This is a genomic window from Pyrobaculum sp. (genome assembly GCF_049971835.1).
Taxonomy (GTDB): domain Archaea; phylum Thermoproteota; class Thermoprotei; order Thermoproteales; family Thermoproteaceae; genus Pyrobaculum.
Genome location: NZ_JBMFKV010000027.1, coordinates 1 through 17405, shown reverse-complemented (window position 1 = coordinate 17405; position 17405 = coordinate 1). Strand labels below are relative to the sequence as shown.

Sequence of the window (17405 nt, the reverse complement as noted above, 5' to 3'; positions counted from 1 at the left end):
GCTTGATTAACAGCATCAACACTACGGAAGAAGAAATTATCACAGACATACTCCTCACTCCCTCCCGCGCCGTAAATGACCTGCAACACTTCCCAGTGCCTATGCTGTAGGGAACTCCGGTTGCCGCGGAAATTATTTGATACATTTCTTCCAGACATATAATCTTGATAATATTCTACGGTATAAACTTGACTCAATACGAATCGTATTCGTCTCGCTATTTGCTATATGATTACAGATGCGGCCATCTCCGTCACGCATGGGGGGTGTTCGGTTGGGGTAGATAGCCTCGTGAAGATGTAGTGGATCCGACGCCCCCTACCCGACGCGCCGTAAAAACCCGCGCCGACCGGCGAATCTGACTCTCGCAGATAGATTCCTCCAGCACAACCCAGCGCTCCGCTCTAGAATTCAGCAACAGCGGCGTTGCGAATGCGCAGTCACTTCTGTGGTATACGGGGGAAGGGGAGAAGGAGGGTTAAAAAAAGATTTTAGGTTTACTTCTTGCCTTCTAGCTCGTTTCTTATCTCTCCTAGCCTTCCCTCCACCTTTTCCTTATCTGTGCCGCAGACTATGTACACAGTGGCGTTTTTAGACGTGACCTTCTCCACCGTGCCTAGCCAGAAGCTGTACTCAACGCCGCGTACCCTCAGCGTAGCGGGCGTCGCGCCGCCCGATCCTATCGCCGTTATGTTACGCTCCTCTATCAGTACGGACTTATCTGCCAGACCCGCACCTCCCTCCGGCCTGTGGAAGTATATGGAGTAGATATAGCCGTCTTTATCCGCTCTTATACCCCCCGCGACGTATGCCCTCACGGGGTCTGAGTAGTCCTTTCTAATTTTCTCCGGTAGCTCTTCTATGTCTTTGATAGGCGACGTTATGATGTCGCCCTTCTTATAGTACGCCCCCTTGCCGTAGATTTTCATGCCGCAGAGCTCCCACCTTGAGGTCTTGGTGCCGTTTTCAGGCGTTATGAAGAGGCGGAGCTCCTCCAGCTCGCCGATGGGAGGCCTGGGGGCCTGGGGCTGTAGATAGCCGGAGGCGTATATGGCAACGAACACAACAGCGATGACGGTGATTAACAACACCGCGGTTCTCACACCTTTCATGATAATCTTCTGGAAGTACTCTGTAATAAATTTGACTCAATACGAATCGTATTCGCATCGCCGTCTATCGTCAGCTTCTTCGGCGCCAAGATCCTAAAACGCCTAGGTCTCATGATTTTTTACCGCATTGCCGACGTCTATGCCAGCTAGCGTTTTTAAGAGCCCCTAGTTTGTGTGGTGCGGCTTATCCCCTTTTGTTAAATGCAATCTACTGTCGGTGCAAGCCATTACTGTGAGTTCGTTATGATCTGTCGCGGCTTTCGCCAGCACGGGCCTCGCGCCTGCGCCACGGACTCGTCCACCCCTCTGCCAACCTGAACTCGACGCCGACGGCGCGGCCCCCGGCTACAATCAGTCTGTAGAGAAATTGCCGAAAGAAAATCCCCAGTTGCGCAGAAACGCCTAAACGTCTGTAATTAACACGAGTTTGTCATCACTCGCCTTTTGCAATCGTGCGAGTTAAAGCGGCTTGATCGACCATCAATGCCAACTGCAGGCATCATCTAGACGGCGCTATCTTTTCTCTGCCTTATTATTCATACCCGCCCTAAGCCCTTACCGCCTTCTTCCGGGTGTTTGTGATTATAGGGCCGTATGGGGATGGATTTTTAGAAAATCAGCGGCTTTCGATATATAGGCCGGCTGGCACGTCGTATGTACAAGTATTGCCCCAGAAGTCCTTAGCCGTGTATTGATATTTTCCAACAGCAATGGCGATATACTCTGCGACGTTCATATCATTAGGCACGCCTGGGTGATCGCCGTAGTTGTATATATTGCCGTTAATATATACGCTCGCACCCTCTACGGAGAGGGACACCTCTATAGCCTTAATAACAGCAGTTGTGAGAGTTAGTCCCACATTTTTTGTCAAGGCGGCTACTATAACCGCGCCGACCGGAATGCCGATTTCAAAATCGGCACCACATTTGTCGTAGTAGGAAAACAGCTGGCTAAAGTAGAAGTACTCCCCTGGATCTAATTTGCCGTCACCCAACGCCGTGTCTGAAATAGTTAGAGGACCTTGTTTAGTGGTGCCCTCGTAAAAGAAGTTTATTATTTCAGTGGGCAAGCCGAAGCCCTTGTCGCTGGTTATAATCATGTTACTTGTGTAAATATCCGCTATGTAGAAGTAGTTATCTTCGCCCCAATACTCTCGCCACATCCATGCCTCGTAGTACACGTCGTATGACGCAAAGACGGGCCTTCCGTAGATCCAAACCCAGCCGGATCTAGTAGGATCAAGAAATATTGAGTTGCCTAGATAATACAGCTCTCCACCCCAACTACGGCCAGCTAGGCTTATAGAAGGGCCTCTATCCGTAGGCACAGCCAGAGCGGCACTAACAGAGAATTTGGCCGCTGTCTGGAGCATGCTTACTGTAATCTCGATGCTACCGCTTGCCGTGAGGTTATTTACAGCCATTACCACTGGCACCTTCATATAAATCTTGCCGTTGTACGTTGTGAAGTAGGAGCTTGGGAAATTCCCAGTGAGGTTTTCCACGCCAACCCAAACCTTCCTGTACCAACAGATGTAGCTCGGAATTTCGGGGTTTACTACTTCACACCATACGTTCTTTGGAGGCTCTGTGTAAGGTGGCCCAAATGCGGCAAAGCTATATCCCAACGGCGGGGCGCTCTTCTCCTCCCTATCCACCCCGGCCACATGACCTCTGATCTCGCCTCGCTTCTTGGCGATATGCAATCTGCGGATCACCTCGGTACTTCCTCCTGCGATTTTAGCAGGCGGGTAGTCCACGAAATACGTGGCGTATAGGATGGGCTTTTCGCTTGTCTTATTCACAACCGCTATGCTCACAATTAATGCCGTAAAGAACTTCTCGGGATCGTTCCCCCTCGCCCTCATTAAGTCAGTCCAGTTTTTAGCAATTGGGCTGAGCCTAGCGGCGGGTATGTGAACAGAACCTCTCGTTAGGCCAATAAACACAGGCTCTTCTCCATCAGGCGTGATAGCCCTAATAAAAACGGCGGCCGCCACGTCGCCCCTTGCAAATATATCCGTAATCCTCTTCCCATCTTCGTAAATCTCAAATTTGATAGTGACGCCGGGATTAGGGGCGTTCGTTGCTATGCTATATGCCGTGTAGGCCGCAACTATAATCAACGCAAGCGCCAGAACTTGTCTCGTTGTAATCCCCCGGTGTAATTGTTTACTTTTCATTAAGTATTAAAACAATCCTACGTTTTAAATTTGACTCAATACGAATCGTATTCGCATTGCCGTCCATCATCAGTTTCTTCAGCGTCACGGTTGCAGGTTGCCCAGGCCACTTCTACGTTAAAAATGGCGGCCGTGTAGGCCTTGATAGGGCGACTGCAAACCCCGCCCTTTAGGGCGGAGTAAGGTTTTTAGCAAGCTTCAATTTAGACGTGGCGACAACGGGGTCTGTCGCGGTACCGCTTCTGCTGGACGGCAACCAGCTACTGGAATACCTTGAGCTGGAGGGGGCTTATAGGCTGGCTAAGAAGGCCGTGGTGGACTCCTTAGTGCAGAACTACGGCGGGAGGAGAGCCAGCTACTTCAGCGTATGGCACGAGGCGAGGAGGCCGTGAGTCGGCTCGGCCCCCTTCGCCTACCAGCAATAAACAGTGAAAAATGCGGTCGAGACCTACAATGCCTGGGTTGAAACTTGAGGGAAGCCCCCGGAGGTGAGGCGTGCGGCGCCATACGTTGTCAAAACCGCGTGGCCCCTCAGCTCCCTACGGAGGTGTCCATACGCCTCATGTCTGGGAGGCACGCCGCGGAGCTCTGACCCCACAAGCGGTTCTGGAAATTCGAGTGGCTTGTCAGAATAGGCAAGGCCGAGAGATCGTCGACGATTAGGTTGAGAAGAGTGAAGCACAGGTTATATGCTGTCTTCACCTACGAAATGGAGCCCAGGGAGCCGAAAGAGCCCGCCGTGCCGGGCCGGCCCCATGACCCCGCCAAGGGGAAGAGCGCGCCTATGACCCGCCCCGAGCGCCGGGGAGCGGGGCGGGTCAGACATATCTAGCGTCTCTTTCTTACCGCGTCGCTGAGGTTTATGCCGGCTAGCGTTTTTACCACCTCTTCAAGTTTTAGTAGGGCGGCTTGCCCCTCTTTTGTTAGGTGCCATCTGCCGTCTACGCTGGCCACCAAGCCTCTCTGCGCCAGGTGGGTTAGGTACTGGAGAGCCTTTTCGTAGCTTGTCCTAGCCGCGGCGGCTACGCCGGCGGTTGGCAGAGGGCTTTGGCTAAGGACGTGTAGAATCCTAGCCGCCGTGTATACGTCAGGTAAGAATTTCCTTCGCCCTTCCATAAACCTCTCTCAGCTTTACATAAGACTCGACGTAGGCGGAGACCCCCCTAAAGACAGACGCGGAGAGCGTAGCCGCGCTGGCGAAGGCGACGTATAAAAGAGGGCCTTGCCACACCCCCAGCACGACGCCGCCGCCGACCACCAGCGGCACAGCCCGCCCGTCTGACGTTGTGGCGACAGTCACGGTTGCCCCCATAGACGCTAATAAGTAGCTTTCGTAAAGGGCGTATGCCAAAGCCACCGCCATGACGGCCAAGGCGAAGCGTCTAGCTAAAGGCGCCGCGATGCAGACATCGCCGTGGTTCGCGAAGAGGCTCGCCGCTTTTAGTACCCCCAACACGCTACGCTCCACCCGCCAGATGCGGCCGAGGGCCGCGGCTACGGCAAGGCCAGCCGCCAGCACCACCGCCAGCCTGACCCCCCACAGACCTAGATACGCCAAAAACGCCGCAAGCCACAGCCACGCCGCTGAGGCGACATATGAGGCAAAGCCGCCTACGCACATCCTATACGCCTTAAATACGTCTACCATATGTACAACGTCGCCGTGCCGCTGTAGCTCACCGAGCCGGAGGAGGGGTTGTAGACGAGGATGTATATATCCCTAGTCCAGTCCACAGAATACGAGACGTAGAGGCGACCGGAGGTGGAGCAACTATACTCCCCCTTGAAGTTATCGGCATACACGTACCCGGCGCACAACTCTCCGCCCTTGAAATCTAGCGAAATTGTGACAGCGGTTACGCTACTATAAGGCCCGTAGAGCCGCGACGCTGACGCGCTTAAGGTTCCGGAGATAGGCACCTCAACCCTCGTGATGTCTGGCTCTGCCGCTATTATTAAAAATGTCAAGACGATAAACAACAGCAATATCCTACTCATATGGAAAGAATAAGAACGAATATATAAGTTGCTACGTCCATTTGCAGGGATAGGAATACGATTCGTATTAAGTATGGAAAAAACTAGTTTTAGGGGGTCTGCCTTCTGCGCCGGGCTTTCGCCGCCAAGACGCCCATTGCCGCCAGGGCGGCTGTGGGCGCCAGGGCTACGGCCGCGGCGGGGCTCCACGTGCCCCCCTCCACTGCCCCTACGCCGTGCGCCTCATCTAAATACGCCGCGCCGACAGAGGCGAGCCACTCCTCAGGGTCCCGGGGCGGATCGGGGTATAGGCGCTGATAGCCTATGATTTTTGCCAAGAACCTGAAGGGCCCCACGCCGCATCCCACCTCTAGTATGAAGGGGTAGCCTCCCGCCTCCTCGGCAATTTTAGCAACGGCCTCGGCAAGCTCCGTCTTGTTCATCCCGCGGCAGACAGATTTGGCAAACCCCACACTAACCGTCGGGACGCCCCAGTTGCCTTTTTCAGACACAGCCCCTATCGACGCGGCGCTCCACTCAAGCAGAGAGAGAAGGAGTACTAGCTCTTTTCTCGTCTCTGTGTCGTTTATATCTAGATCCCCGCCGCATTTAATGCGCTGGGGCTTGTCAGACTTTTCTATTATCCTCTCTACGTGCTCCCGCCTCTCTTCACACAGTTGCCTGAATAGGGCTAGGTTTATCTTGTCGGTGATCTTCCTCGTCTCGTTTCCCCACCTCGTGTTATAGAGTCTCTTCAGCACCGTGTCGAGGTACTTCGTGGCGTTTTCCGGCCTCCTGTCTGCCCACGGCACTACTACCACGACTATAGTGGCGTTAACCGGCTTAAGTTCGCTCGGCCTCTTTTTAACTACGGCATAAGCCACCGGCGGCTTGTGAGAAAAGACGCCGGTGCTCAAGGCGTCTGGGAACAAGTCGTCCACCACCCCCTTGAGCCAGTAGGAGAGGCGTGGATCTGTGTAGTTAAACACAACCCCCATATACGACTTCACCGCGCCCTCCAAGCCGCCCATGACTAGCCAGATGCCCTCCGGAGACTTAGGCTCGATGATTAAGTAATTCCCCGCCGCCGTTATGTTGAAATCATCTGGAAACACCAACACAGGCGGCGCCGCCAGTGCAAACAACGCCAGTAGGAGCGAGACGAAAAGAGATCTCATTACTACGCCTGACTTAATCTTCGTTCTCTTATGCAATAGCAGTATTATCAATGTGGCTGAAATTGCCAACAGCGCTATTGGCCATATATAGATACCCGAGATGGCGTTCATCTTGGCGTCATTCACATCTGAGGTCGGAGCTGCGGTGGCGTTTTCCCCGCGCCCCTGGGGGGCGGCGGCAGTCGCCTCGCCTATAGATGCGGTTCGCAATAGAAATAGCTTGTCTGTAAAGTACACCACAGGATATCTACACGGCACGATCTCTCTGACTCGTGTCGCAACTTTATCGGCCTCTTCCTCAGTGGCGTTAAAGATTGTGAGAGTTACTATAGGCATATCTAGTATAAACCCAATGCCGAAGTAGGCGTCTTTTCCATATCTCTTAACATACTCATTTACCCAAGAGCTCATCATTTCAATAGCTTTTTCACGGCCTTGCCACGGGCCCGGATCCGCGGCGTCGATGTAGTAAATAGTCAGCCCGACGCCTAGTCCTCTAGCCCTATCCGCAATGCGGTTCACTAACGACCTGTTACTAAATACGTACACTTCAAGCCATACCTCTGCCCTGCCGCTCTCTTCCTTTAGTCTCCGCAAAACGTCCTCGCCAAATGTCTCATCTCCGCGAATGTATACCCCCGGCATTTTCTTCAACTCACTTATAAAGGACCTTACGAGAGGTATTTTAGCAGATTCGTTAACATTCACTGAGGAGACGATGATATATACAGGTAGACCTTGTGTTTTGACCAAATAACACGTTTTGTTTACAACCACGCCATTGAAGTCATATACGACTTTAATCTGAGGCGCCGCTAATACTATCACTGTTATAATTAGTAAAAATAATACTGATCTCATGACCTATACGTATATAGATATACTTGTAACCTATTTAAAGATTCGTCAATGGGAGTTACAAATAGCACTGTAGGATATGCGTATGCGTTGCCGCCCTTTACGATACCAAGTATATTTGCATAATACACAGTCATAGAGTCGATTCTTTGGCTCCACATGTAGAACACAGGGCCTCCGCTATCACCTGGACAAGCATTTATAGTTCCTCCGCCTCTTTTAATTACTCTATAGACCAAGGCATTGTCCTGCGTTATGTAAAGATCGTAGATAATGAGACTTGAGTCGTATTGGCATCTAAATCCGAGTTTTGAATATCCGCTACCTCCCGGGTCTCGTGGCGCATTAGTCACTGTGTAGTACCAGTTTACGAGCGCGTCTGTCTGGAATCCCACTGCGGAGGTGGCGATCCACGGCTTTACAGTTCTGCTTGATGTTGTTATTTTTATTAGAGCTGCGTCCACCACCGGAGTAGGGCCTGTATAGTAGCTGTCTTTAATCACATCTCCAATATAGTTGCTGTCAGGCGCATTTAAATCTCTGTACGGCTGGCGCACGACGTCTTGATATTGACTATTTGTGCAGTGGCCAGCTGTGAGGTAGCCAAATACCCGCGCCCCGCCTTCGTACCAATACACCGGCGCCCCAAGACTGCAGTACCCATATAGGAAATACCGGTCGGGGGTCTGGTAATAACCTATCTCGATTTGGACACCTCCAGCGAGGTTATCCCACCTATCTGTAAGCGACAGCCCATATACAGACACCGCGAGAAACAACGCCACAGCAACTCCCAGCTCACCAAGCCCCGGCGCGCCTTTCCTAAAAGCCTCTTTACCAACTAACATTCCCCTCCAAGGCCTCTCACCTCTGAGACGTACACTTTTTTGTATTATACTTTTTAGTGACATGCGATTTTGAAATATTCTATGATATAAATTTGACTCAATACGAATCGTATTCTTATCGTTGTTTATTGTCAGTCTTTCTAGGTGGCTCCACAGCATTAGTATTAAGACGAGGGGTAACGTGCCTGTGGCTCTGAACTCCAAGCGGGGGCTATCCCTCTCGGGAAGGGTGGCACTATGTCTTTGACTGGCTAGACTCGCACGCCGTGGAGGTACAACGCAACTACCCGCCTCCCCATTGCAGATTTCATCTCTACGTAAACGCGGTCTGCCGCTTATGCTCACTGGAGGCGTGTCTGCGGCGATCCTCGGCCGGAGCGTCATACTGCTGACGTGCGCCGCCTCTAAAAAATCTGATGTATTCAAAGTATATCCAAAAAAGTCGCATTTCTAGAAAGCGGTGCCACATATTTAAACCAGCACGCCAGCCCTCTGCGCCGCGTCCAGCGACGTGGCTGTGGGGGGTCTGGGCTTGAGAGCCTGGGGGCTGGTCTTTTGGATCTTGTTTACGCAGAGTCTCCACTGCGTCGGCTTGCCTCACGGTTGGGAGGGCATCGGCCGCCCCTCGCCGCTGTAAGCACCTCGGCAACGTCGTAGTCGGCACAATCGTCAGCACAAAATAGAGTGGTTCTGCGCTTTACAGCCCCGTCCAGCGCCCTTATAAGTCTACGCACTTAGATGTGGCCGTGTGTGCAAGGCCGGTGCGACGTTGGGTTGAGGTGTGCGGAAGATGCGGCGCCGCTCTGCGGGGGAGGTCCCGTCCGGCAGATGTGGGACCCTCGCCTGAGGCTTAGTTCTGCGCCGGCGTGGCGTGGAGGTACGACAAGCGTTTCAATACTCTGAAAACCCCGACGAAGGCCCGCGGGAAGCTCCGCCTCGCGGGAGGCCTCCACACGGTCAGCGGGTGGCCGCCGCTTCTCTACTGACTTCAAGGTGTCGCAAGTGGGCCCTCCTCCTTTCTACATGAGGTGGCGTAGAAAAGCTTCTCGATGATCCAATTGGCTTGGGACCCCACGTAGTCCACTTTTTTCCTTAGCTCGAAGTCTCTGGGCTCCAGCGCCAGTAGGTCGAGGTACAGCCTCTCGACGGCTTCTTTAAGCCGCCGCGCCGGCTCCACCTCCTTCCGCAGTAGCTCCTCTGTGGCGGTTCTGCCTAGCTCGCCGGCGATCTCGGCGATGCCCATTAGGTAGGTGTAGACGTCGACTCCCAGCTCCTCTCTGGCGGGTAACCTCCCCTCTTTTAGGTATCTGTACAGCGCCGTGGCCTCTACATACTCCTGAAGCCCCGTGGTGGCGTTTCCGTAAAACATGGGCCACTCCTCTACGAGCTTTTTCAACTTCGCCACAGCCTCCTCCATGTCTCGCATAGCCCTCTCGGCAGACGCGAAGTCTTTTCTAATTGTGGAGTACACCACGGCCTTGGAGAGCCTCGCCACCTTTATCGACGTCTGGACAACCTCGTCCTTGACCTGCTCGTAGCGCCTCAGCTCGTCGTATAGCTTCTTGACGTCGAGCATGGCGGCACCCACGCCGGGGTTTATAAAATTGCCCCGGCGCCGGCGGCCGGCTAGGCGGGTAGCAACCAAGCGGCGGCTATCAGGGGGGAGAGCAGGAGGATGGGGAGGGGCAACGCGGGGCCGTAGCCCCAGCGCTTTAGGAAAACCGACACCGTCAGGCGGAGCCCTAGGTATATCAACACCACGCCCGCCGCTAGGGAGAGGAGGGCCGCGCCGCCCCCCAGGTGGACTAGCTTCGTTACTACGTACGACAGCGCCATGGCGTAGACGACGAAGTCGCCCACCCCCAGCGACATGTTTCTCAGCCGAACCACGAACCCGAAGAGGGGCGTGTCGCCCCTGGCCCCCCCGCCGCCCCCGCCGGCGGCCTCCTTAGACTTCCTAACTAGCTTGCCTAGGAGGCCTCTGCTTACCATCACGTAGTCGTATACCGGGAGTGCGACGAGTAGCGCCGCCACGGTGGGCTCTGGGAGGAGCCACACAAACATAACCCCAGCCAAGGCGCCGAGGAAGCCCAGCAACAAGTCGCCTCTCCTTCTGTGGATTAGAAACGCCACCGCTAGGCCGAATAGGAGAGACGTCCACATGAGTCTGACGGCGTTTATCTCGTCAAGAAGCCCCGTCCAGTAGTACAGGATTGTGTAGAACTGCACCACGCCGACGGCGAGGACGTACCACACGAAGTATAGAAACAGGTTTAGCAACCTCCTCCTCGTGAACAATATGTAAATCGCGGCGGTGGCCCCTAGGAGCAGTACGAAAAATATGAGGAGGTTGTGAACAGTCGCCCCCGCGTCCTCCGCGCGTACATAAGGCGTCGACTGGACGGGGAGCGGCTCCACCTTTATTTCAAAAAACAGCGGGGCTGTGCCCAGCAGTACGGCGATGGCGACGAGGGCCAGCGCGAGGACGACCACGACCACCCTCAGATGTTGAGATATATACTTTGCAACGGCGCTACGTAAATATTTTTAAGTTGGACTTTCGGCGGGGCATGAGGACGGTTATCGAAATCCTCGGCCCAATATCAAAAATTTTACAGGAACTCGGAATAGACCCCTACTACCCGGCGCATTTACTGACTCCCAAGCTCTTCACCATAGCTCCCAAGCTGGCGAGGAGGCTCGGCGACGCCTCGTGATTTAAAAACCCGAGGAGCGGTTGTGGCGGTGATGAGGAACCTGGGTCTGTGAAATATGTAGAGGACATAGGCCGCTGACTACTTAACCAAGGCGGCCACCAGCCTAATCCCCGCGGCTGGCCTCCTGGCGAGTACAGTGAAGAGGGCCCTCGCTGATAGGTTCTCCTCTATGTAGTCTCTTAGTATTCGGTCGTCGGCCAGCTCAATTAGGGCCTCTCCCCTCGCGGCGAGCCTCTCGGCGGTTTTCAGCAACTTCTTTTGAAACTCTATCTGCCTCACAAGGGGCTCCACGGCGCGTCTATACGTCTCCAGCGGGTTTTTCGTTGCCAGGGCCTCGGCGAGGGCCTTTGCGGAGACTATCCCCGGCCGAATCCCCTCCCCGGTGAGGGGGTAGACCAGCCCCGCCGCCTCGCCGACTCTAAACCCCTCGCCGTCGTGGAGAACCACCCTGGGGACCACTGTGAAGGGGGCGCCTCTCACGTCCAGAACCCGCCCCCCGCCCAGCCACTTTTCGACAAAGTGAAGCACTTGGGGGACGGGGTTGGCCACTCCGATGAAGCCCCCGCCGACGTTGTAGACCCCGCCGTGGGGGAATACCCAGTAGAACCCCACGGCGTTTTCCGGAAAGATGAAGTACGCCGCCTCCTCCTCCAGCTTCACCCCGTCGACGTACGCCCTGGCTATCGTAATCTTCTCCCCCTCGCTTTGGTATGGACCGCCCGCCTTGACCAAGACCTCCCACTCCCCGCCGCCCTCCCCACCGCCTCTCATGGACTCCACCCAAGCGCCTTTGTCCACTATGTACCACCTCGCCTTTGCGTAGGCGACCTCCCCCACCTCCCTCCGCCAGCGGTAGAACTTGTACCTCTTCACCTTATCCACCACGTACTTCATGTCGACGAGGGGGGTCTCGACGGGGACCGCCTCGCCGCAGGCCTTGAAGTAGCGCCTCGTCCAGTCGACGCCGTGCGCCCTGCCGTAGAACCTCAGGAACGCCGACCCCGAGGGGCCTAGACCCAGTACCTTCGCCTGGGGCTTCATTACGCAGACATGCCGGGCTCGAAAGTCCACTCATAGAACTCCGCCATTTCTTTGAGTATGGCGTCTTCCCTTATTATGTCTCTTATAGACAAGACGCCGTAGAGCCTGCCGTTTTTCGTAACGACCACGTGGCGTATGCCGTACTTCTTAAATACCTCGGCGGCCTTCGCCACGTTTTCGCCGTAGTCTAGCGTGACCACGTTTTTAGTGGCTATGGTGTCCACCGGCGAGTTCAAGTCGGCGTCGAAGGCGACGGCCTTAACCACGTCGCGTTCTGAGACGACGCCGACGACTCTGTCCTGTTGCTTGGGATCGACTAGAACAACGAGGCCAACCCTCCTCTCGGCCATTAGCTTCGCCACCTCTCTAATAGGCGTGGTGGGGAAGGCCTTGACGACGTCTGTCTTGGCGTAGTCCCCAATCATGTCTATAAATGCAGAGGGGATTAAAATATATATGTCGCCAACGGCTGGACTACGTGGATAGGTTTACAAGCGACGAGCTTCTACACCTAGTGGAGCTCATGAAGCTTAAGAGCGCCGTCGAGTCAGAATATCTGAGGGAGTTTATAAACGGCATAATTAGGGAGACGTATCTAAGGATTAGGCTGATGGATCTGCTGTCCCTCCCCGACATATCGCTAAGCGCCCCGGACGCCAAGCCCCTGGAGGAGGTGGTGAAGGCGCTTGAGGAGATGTGTAAACACTACGAGGAGCACCTCGCCGGGGTTAGAAAACTAAGAGAATCCGCCAAGACGCCGCTGGAGCTTGAGCTTATCGCCGCGGTGGAGAAGTCTCTGGAGAGGTCGCACATAGCGGTGAGGATGTTAATCAACGCACTCACAGAGCGCAGGTAGAGCCCCGGCTCAAGGCGGCAATCTCATTATGATCCTCCTGACAGTTTTGCCGTCTGGCAGTCTAAACATGGCCACAACGACGCCCGGCTTGCCGGGCGGCTGGAGGATCCACGCCTTCACGGGCCTTAGCCTATAGACGCGGCCCCCCCACTCCACCTCGTACTCCCGGTTCAAAATCTCCTCAGCCACGTATAGAAAGCGCGGCCAGCTTATAAATTTATTGGGTCCCCGGCTGGATGAGGGGCGGGTCTCTCTATACTCCTTTACGCGGCTGTTGGCGTGGAGTCTCTGTCAGTTACCGCGCGCCGAAGCGCCCCCTCCGAGGGGATCGTCTGCGTTAAGTTTAAGGCATGTGTCTCCCCTCGCAGTGTTCGCAACAAGCACAGCTACATGTGACACCGCACAAGTCCTCAAGCCTGGGCGCGAAGGAGAGGAGGGAGACTTCATCGCATGTAGATAGGAGAGCAACTCCGCCACCTCCGGCACAACACTGCCGGGGGTTAGCGCAGTTTAAGATCTCAATCCCGCCTCTTAACCTGGCGCAGGACTCAGCGGGCGCATCGCAGTCGAAAACAATCGTGACGCATCGGGCGTACTCGTTGAGCCCTTCCCTCCGCTCTCTGACATAGTGAAACACACTTCTCCAGTTGGAGATCTGCGCGAATTTGACCACCACGACTGCCCTGCCGCTGGTGACGTACTTCTTGACTGGATAGCGCCCTCCAGCTGTGATGCGTCGGTATCTGCCCAACAGCTCCTCTACTGCGCTGATCCTCCTCGACAGCTCGCCTGTGAACGGCGCCTCTGGCCGCGACCAGCCGCACCAAGCCTGAAGCGCTTTCTCGTCGTCGTCTCCCTCTACAAAATATATGCAGATGTCAGTAATATCTGAGGTCTTCATAGAGCTCGTCAAGGCGCCTCCTGGCCTCCGGCATTTCTATCTCGTCGTATTTCTTACAGTCGCGCATTCTCAACACCCGCCCCCTCCCGATTAATGCTAGCTTGTCCACTACTTCAATGCTCTGCGTAGCCACCACCACCTTTCTCCCCGCGTCGAGGGCGCGTTCCACCGCGTCCCGCACGGTGTTGATAAGCGTGGGGTGCATATGCGCCTCCGGCTCGTCGATGAAGATAAATCGGCCGCCGCCGAGGGCAAGGGATATTACGAGGGCGTACGCAAGACCTGCCGGCGCGGCGCTCATCGGCAGGATGCTCCTCCCCACCACATGGGGTATGCCGTTGATATTCCTCACATCCCTCACGCCGTATTTCTCAAAAAGCCTCATTGCTTCGCTAAACCAGCCGGGGTTCCCCACTGCTATGGTGTCGACAAGCGGCGCCACGTAGTCCATCTCGGCGGCTAGCCTAGGCGTCACGAGCAGGGCCTCCCCAATACCGCCCTTACGCCAGTCCACCACGAAGTTCGCGAAAACCGCGGCGGCGGAGGCGCCGCCCGGCCCGCAGAGGTAAAGCCTACCAAGCTCCCGATATGCAAATTCCGACACAGGCAACCCGGACAATTTGGCCAGCCATCCGAAAAAAAGCTGTACGGAGATTCCCTGCAGTAGCTTGTTCAACTCCGCGTCGCCGCCCGGGGCGCACTCAGCTCTAGACAATACAGTCTCGTTAAGCTGGGCGCGGTCCCGGCCAAAGTCTGGGCTGAAAGGCTCCCCCCGCGCCATCAACACAATTTTCAAGGGCGTTTGGGGCCCCGGCGGGGTGGCCCCGCCGCCAGAAGCCGCCAGGTAGAGGGCCTCAAGAAGAGAAGACTTCCCAGCGCCATTAGGCCCCAAGATCACCAACAGATCCTCGACGTCTACGACGAAATCTTCAAGACACCTATACCCCCTAATCCTAAACTCCACTATAGCCCACACGTCTCGTTTTAAAAACATGTGCCGCTGGGCACGCCGGCCACCGCCGGCGCCAGATGTTAAAGTATTTTCCACGACGCTCCACGCCCCCGCGCGCCTCCAGCGGAAAATCCCGCTGGCGGAATGGAGCTTATGGAGGCCCGGCCCCTCCGACCCGATCTGGGAAATATGTGGCTATCGCGGGTCTTTGCTAATTGAGGCCTCGAGGGAGGAGATCTCTGTCACTGCATGGGCTGTGAGCGGCGAGTTGCTTCTAGGAAACACGGCGCGCTAACGCGGCTGGCGGCCCCCACTCGTTGCGCGTAGATGAGCGTTACTTCAGCGCCTTGGGGCCGTGGGGGAGCCCGCACCGGGTTGCCGGGAGGCGCGGGGGCACTCCGTGAACGGATATCCGCGGCGGGGGTTGACCCCGGCAGGCCGTCGCTCGGCCCCTCGGCGGCTAATCTTTTTTAAATAGTGACGTGGGTTTGGCCATGTCTGTGAGGTCGCCTTTCGTCGTGGTGATGGGCCACGTGGATGTGGGGAAGACCCTCCTGCTGGACAAGATCAGGGGCACCTCTGTGGCCTACCGGGAGCCCGGCATGATTACGCAACACATAGGCATGAGTCTGGTGCCGTGGCCGGCGGTGGAGAGGTTCGCGGGGCCTCTGGTGGACCGCCTCAAGCTTAGGGGTAGGATATGGGTCCCCGGCTTTCTCTTCATAGACACGCCGGGCCACGCCGCGTTTTCAAACCTCAGGAAGAGGGGCGGCTCCGTCGCCGATTTGGCTGTGCTCGTGGTGGACATAACCTCCGGCCTCGAGGAGCAGGGCGTCGAGTCGCTTAAGCTAATCCAGAGCCGCGGGGTGCCCTTCGTAATCGCCGCCAACAAACTGGACAGGATCTACGGGTGGAGGTCTGTGGAGAATAGGCCCTTCCTATTCGCCGTGGAGGAGCAGGAGTGGCACGCCGTCGCCACGCTCGAGGAGAGGATAGGCAAGCTGATAGACGAGCTCTCCCGATTCGGCATAGAGGCCGACAGATACGACCGGGTTAGAGACTTCTCCCGCCAGGTGCCCATCATCCCCACAAGCGCCGTGACGGGGGAGGGGATCGCGGACCTCCTCGTGGTCCTGGCCGGGGTGAGCCAGCGCTTCATCCCCCGGGAGAGGCTCCAAGTGACAGACGGCCCCGCCAAGGGCGTCGTGATGGAGGTAAAGGAGGAGAGGGGCCTCGGCGTGGTGGCCGACGCCATTATATACGACGGGAGGATTAGAAAAGGCGACGTGGTGGTGACCGCAGGCCTAGACGGCCCCAGAGAGGCCCGGGTCAGGATGCTCGTCATGCCCAAGCCGCTAGAGGAGATGAGAGACCCCGAGGACAGGTATATGGCGGTGGAGGAGGTCAGAGCCGCCGCAGGAGTCCGCATAGTGGCAGACGGCCTAGAGGGCGTGGTGGCCGGCGCGCCGATATACGCAGTGTGGGACCCCCAAGCCATCCCCCACGTCCAGAAGCAGATAAAAGAGGAGATAGCCGAGATAAAAATCGAGTCCGACAGGGAGGGCGTCATAGTGAGGGCGGACACCTTCGGCACCCTGGAGAGCACAATCCTCTTCCTCAGACAGCAAGGCATCCCCGTGAGGAAGGCCGACGTCGGGCCCCCGACGCACAAGGACGTGGTCGAGGCGGTCCTCAGCAGGAGGAGGAACCCGGCCTTCGGCGTAATACTAGCCTTCAACGTCAAGGTGCCGCCCGACGTCGAGAAGGAGGCGGCGTCCTCCGGCGTGAGGATCATCAAGGGGGAGATACTCTACCGCATCTTCGACGAGTACATCAAGTGGTCTCACGAGGTCAAGACCAAGACCGTGGAGCAGATACTATCCCAGCTCACGAGGCCCGCCAAGATACAGCTACTCCCAGGCTTCGTCTTCCGCCGTAGCGATCCGGCCATCGTTGGGGTGAAGGTGCTTGCCGGCACTTTGAAGCCCGGCGTCAGCCTCGTGAAAGACGGCAGAGAGGTGGGCAGGGTGATGCAGATCCAGAAGCAGGGAAAGCCGGTAAACGAAGCCGCCGCCGGCGACGAGGTTGCAATCTCCATCCAAGGCGACGTCATAGTAGGCCGCCAAATCAAGGAGGGAGACGTGCTCTACGTATACATCCCAGACGAGCAGGCCCGGCAGTGGCTATTCCAGTACAAGCAACACCTCCGCGAAGACGAGATTAAGGCTCTAGAAGAGTATCTAAAGGCAAGGAGAAGAGGGTCGGGGTAAAGACCGAGGTGGACCCGTTAGCGAAGCCAGGGCCGACGCCTATCGCTAAATAAATGCCAGCGCGGCGCCGAAAAAGCTAAAAAACCTCTAAAATAATGTAAATACAGGCGGGGGTGCCCGAGCCAGGCCAAAGGGGCAGGGCTCAAGACCCTGTGGCGTAGGCCTGCGTGGGTTCAGGCGGCGCCGCCCAGAAATCCCACCCCCCGCACCACTATTTTTGGAAATTAAACAAGGGGGTCTGCCGCGATCGATAAGGGAAATAGGAGCTGGGCGCTTCAGATATGGTGGAGAGCAAGCTAAACGAGGCCAGACTATTTCCACATTTTGCAGATGTGTGTTTCTAACTTTTTCTACATATGCCCAGGTCGGCGCACACCGGCTCTAGGCGCATGAAGGCGTCTAGGGCGCCACCTGTGAGCTGTATCTGTTTTGGTTTTCTGCTCCAGCTCTCTACGCCTAGTGCTTTCAGCACAGCCGCCGTTCTCAGGTAGTCCGCTTCGCGCTCCTTCT

General features: G+C 56.0%; 18 protein-coding genes and 1 tRNA gene. 5 read left to right on the top strand and 14 right to left on the bottom strand.

Annotated features, from left to right (window positions below):
• Nucleotides 1-497 precede the first annotated feature (497 nt).
• Nucleotides 498-1112: a hypothetical protein gene (locus ACP5J3_RS03965; RefSeq protein ID WP_428494468.1), complete on the bottom strand. Its 615-nt coding sequence runs from the start codon at nucleotides 1110-1112 to the stop codon at nucleotides 498-500.
• 616 nt (nucleotides 1113-1728) lie between these two features.
• Nucleotides 1729-3297, bottom strand: coding sequence for a hypothetical protein (locus ACP5J3_RS03960; RefSeq protein WP_428494467.1), 1569 nt, complete (start codon nucleotides 3295-3297; stop codon nucleotides 1729-1731).
• Between the two features lie 209 nt (nucleotides 3298-3506).
• Between ACP5J3_RS03960 and ACP5J3_RS03955 the strand changes: the two genes are divergently transcribed.
• Nucleotides 3507-3689, top strand: coding sequence for a hypothetical protein (locus ACP5J3_RS03955; protein WP_428494466.1), 183 nt, complete (start codon nucleotides 3507-3509; stop codon nucleotides 3687-3689).
• A 436-nt stretch (nucleotides 3690-4125) separates the two neighbouring features.
• Here ACP5J3_RS03955 and ACP5J3_RS03950 read toward each other — a convergent pair whose 3' ends face one another.
• The 7 genes from ACP5J3_RS03950 to ACP5J3_RS03920 all read right to left on the bottom strand — a co-directional run bounded on the left by ACP5J3_RS03950 (nucleotide 4126) and on the right by ACP5J3_RS03920 (nucleotide 10651).
• A complete protein-coding gene (locus ACP5J3_RS03950; RefSeq protein WP_263246327.1) occupies nucleotides 4126-4413 on the bottom strand; it encodes a winged helix-turn-helix domain-containing protein in 288 nt (95 codons plus the stop codon).
• Nucleotides 4385-4945, bottom strand: a complete 561-nt coding sequence (locus ACP5J3_RS03945) for a hypothetical protein (RefSeq protein WP_428494465.1) — start codon at nucleotides 4943-4945, stop codon at nucleotides 4385-4387. Before ACP5J3_RS03945 ends, ACP5J3_RS03950 begins: the two co-directional genes overlap by 29 nt.
• Nucleotides 4939-5295 carry a hypothetical protein gene (locus ACP5J3_RS03940; RefSeq protein WP_428494464.1) on the bottom strand — a complete coding sequence of 119 codons (357 nt, stop codon included), beginning with the start codon at nucleotides 5293-5295 and terminating at the stop codon, nucleotides 4939-4941. The genes ACP5J3_RS03945 and ACP5J3_RS03940 overlap by 7 nt, the downstream gene beginning before the upstream one ends.
• Before the next feature lie 89 nt (nucleotides 5296-5384).
• Complete coding sequence (locus tag ACP5J3_RS03935; RefSeq protein WP_428494463.1) at nucleotides 5385-7049, bottom strand: hypothetical protein; 1665 nt, start codon at nucleotides 7047-7049, stop codon at nucleotides 5385-5387.
• 260 nt (nucleotides 7050-7309) lie between these two features.
• Nucleotides 7310-8158 (bottom strand): trypsin-like serine protease, encoded by an 849-nt coding sequence (locus ACP5J3_RS03930; RefSeq protein ID WP_428494462.1) that lies wholly within the window; start codon nucleotides 8156-8158, stop codon nucleotides 7310-7312.
• Nucleotides 8159-9146: 988 nt separating this feature from the next.
• Nucleotides 9147-9734 (bottom strand): haloacid dehalogenase, encoded by a 588-nt coding sequence (locus tag ACP5J3_RS03925; RefSeq protein ID WP_428494461.1) that lies wholly within the window; start codon nucleotides 9732-9734, stop codon nucleotides 9147-9149.
• A gap of 50 nt (nucleotides 9735-9784) precedes the next feature.
• Nucleotides 9785-10651 (bottom strand): hypothetical protein, encoded by an 867-nt coding sequence (locus ACP5J3_RS03920; RefSeq protein ID WP_428494460.1) that lies wholly within the window; start codon nucleotides 10649-10651, stop codon nucleotides 9785-9787.
• A gap of 77 nt (nucleotides 10652-10728) precedes the next feature.
• Between ACP5J3_RS03920 and ACP5J3_RS03915 the strand changes: the two genes are divergently transcribed.
• Nucleotides 10729-10875 (top strand): hypothetical protein, encoded by a 147-nt coding sequence (locus ACP5J3_RS03915; RefSeq protein WP_428494459.1) that lies wholly within the window; start codon nucleotides 10729-10731, stop codon nucleotides 10873-10875.
• A gap of 78 nt (nucleotides 10876-10953) precedes the next feature.
• Here the strand turns inward: ACP5J3_RS03915 and ACP5J3_RS03910 are convergent, their stop codons facing one another.
• On the bottom strand, nucleotides 10954-11916 hold the full coding sequence (locus ACP5J3_RS03910) for an NAD(P)/FAD-dependent oxidoreductase (RefSeq protein ID WP_428494458.1): 963 nt from the start codon (nucleotides 11914-11916) through the stop codon (nucleotides 10954-10956).
• Entirely contained in the window at nucleotides 11916-12341 is a 426-nt protein-coding gene (locus tag ACP5J3_RS03905) for a CBS domain-containing protein (RefSeq protein WP_428494457.1), read from the bottom strand. The genes ACP5J3_RS03910 and ACP5J3_RS03905 overlap by 1 nt, the downstream gene beginning before the upstream one ends.
• A 53-nt stretch (nucleotides 12342-12394) precedes the next feature.
• On the opposite strand from ACP5J3_RS03905, the gene ACP5J3_RS03900 reads away from it, so the two are divergent.
• The gene (locus ACP5J3_RS03900) at nucleotides 12395-12772 is read left to right on the top strand and encodes a hypothetical protein (RefSeq protein WP_428494456.1); all 378 of its coding nucleotides are present in this window, start codon (nucleotides 12395-12397) and stop codon (nucleotides 12770-12772) included.
• A gap of 9 nt (nucleotides 12773-12781) precedes the next feature.
• Here ACP5J3_RS03900 and ACP5J3_RS03895 read toward each other — a convergent pair whose 3' ends face one another.
• The 3 genes from ACP5J3_RS03895 to ACP5J3_RS03885 all read right to left on the bottom strand — a co-directional run bounded on the left by ACP5J3_RS03895 (nucleotide 12782) and on the right by ACP5J3_RS03885 (nucleotide 14637).
• Entirely contained in the window at nucleotides 12782-12961 is a 180-nt protein-coding gene (locus ACP5J3_RS03895; RefSeq protein ID WP_428494455.1) for a chromatin protein Cren7, read from the bottom strand.
• Between the two features lie 154 nt (nucleotides 12962-13115).
• On the bottom strand, nucleotides 13116-13673 hold the full coding sequence (locus ACP5J3_RS03890) for a hypothetical protein (RefSeq protein WP_428494454.1): 558 nt from the start codon (nucleotides 13671-13673) through the stop codon (nucleotides 13116-13118).
• Nucleotides 13651-14637, bottom strand: coding sequence for an ATP-binding protein (locus tag ACP5J3_RS03885; protein ID WP_428494453.1), 987 nt, complete (start codon nucleotides 14635-14637; stop codon nucleotides 13651-13653). The genes ACP5J3_RS03890 and ACP5J3_RS03885 overlap by 23 nt, the downstream gene beginning before the upstream one ends.
• A gap of 482 nt (nucleotides 14638-15119) precedes the next feature.
• On the opposite strand from ACP5J3_RS03885, the gene infB reads away from it, so the two are divergent.
• On the top strand, nucleotides 15120-16895 hold the full coding sequence (gene infB / locus ACP5J3_RS03880) for a translation initiation factor IF-2 (RefSeq protein ID WP_428494452.1): 1776 nt from the start codon (nucleotides 15120-15122) through the stop codon (nucleotides 16893-16895).
• A 107-nt stretch (nucleotides 16896-17002) separates the two neighbouring features.
• Nucleotides 17003-17106 (top strand) — tRNA-Leu (locus ACP5J3_RS03875).
• Nucleotides 17107-17405: the final 299 nt, after the last annotated feature.

What these genes read in the sequence shown, in the direction of transcription:
- ACP5J3_RS03965 (WP_428494468.1), bottom strand. Translation starts at nt 1,112, where the DNA reads ATGAAAGGTGTGAGAACCGCGGTGTTGTTAATCACCGTCATCGCTGTT.
- ACP5J3_RS03960 (WP_428494467.1), bottom strand. Translation starts at nt 3,297, where the DNA reads ATGAAAAGTAAACAATTACACCGGGGGATTACAACGAGACAAGTTCTG.
- ACP5J3_RS03950 (WP_263246327.1), bottom strand. Translation starts at nt 4,413, where the DNA reads ATGGAAGGGCGAAGGAAATTCTTACCTGACGTATACACGGCGGCTAGG.
- ACP5J3_RS03945 (WP_428494465.1), bottom strand. Translation starts at nt 4,945, where the DNA reads ATGGTAGACGTATTTAAGGCGTATAGGATGTGCGTAGGCGGCTTTGCC.
- ACP5J3_RS03940 (WP_428494464.1), bottom strand. Translation starts at nt 5,295, where the DNA reads ATGAGTAGGATATTGCTGTTGTTTATCGTCTTGACATTTTTAATAATA.
- ACP5J3_RS03930 (WP_428494462.1), bottom strand. Translation starts at nt 8,158, where the DNA reads ATGTTAGTTGGTAAAGAGGCTTTTAGGAAAGGCGCGCCGGGGCTTGGT.
- ACP5J3_RS03925 (WP_428494461.1), bottom strand. Translation starts at nt 9,734, where the DNA reads ATGCTCGACGTCAAGAAGCTATACGACGAGCTGAGGCGCTACGAGCAG.
- ACP5J3_RS03915 (WP_428494459.1), top strand. Translation starts at nt 10,729, where the DNA reads ATGAGGACGGTTATCGAAATCCTCGGCCCAATATCAAAAATTTTACAG.
- ACP5J3_RS03910 (WP_428494458.1), bottom strand. Translation starts at nt 11,916, where the DNA reads ATGAAGCCCCAGGCGAAGGTACTGGGTCTAGGCCCCTCGGGGTCGGCG.
- ACP5J3_RS03905 (WP_428494457.1), bottom strand. Translation starts at nt 12,341, where the DNA reads ATGATTGGGGACTACGCCAAGACAGACGTCGTCAAGGCCTTCCCCACC.
- ACP5J3_RS03890 (WP_428494454.1), bottom strand. Translation starts at nt 13,673, where the DNA reads ATGAAGACCTCAGATATTACTGACATCTGCATATATTTTGTAGAGGGA.
- infB (WP_428494452.1), top strand. Translation starts at nt 15,120, where the DNA reads ATGTCTGTGAGGTCGCCTTTCGTCGTGGTGATGGGCCACGTGGATGTG.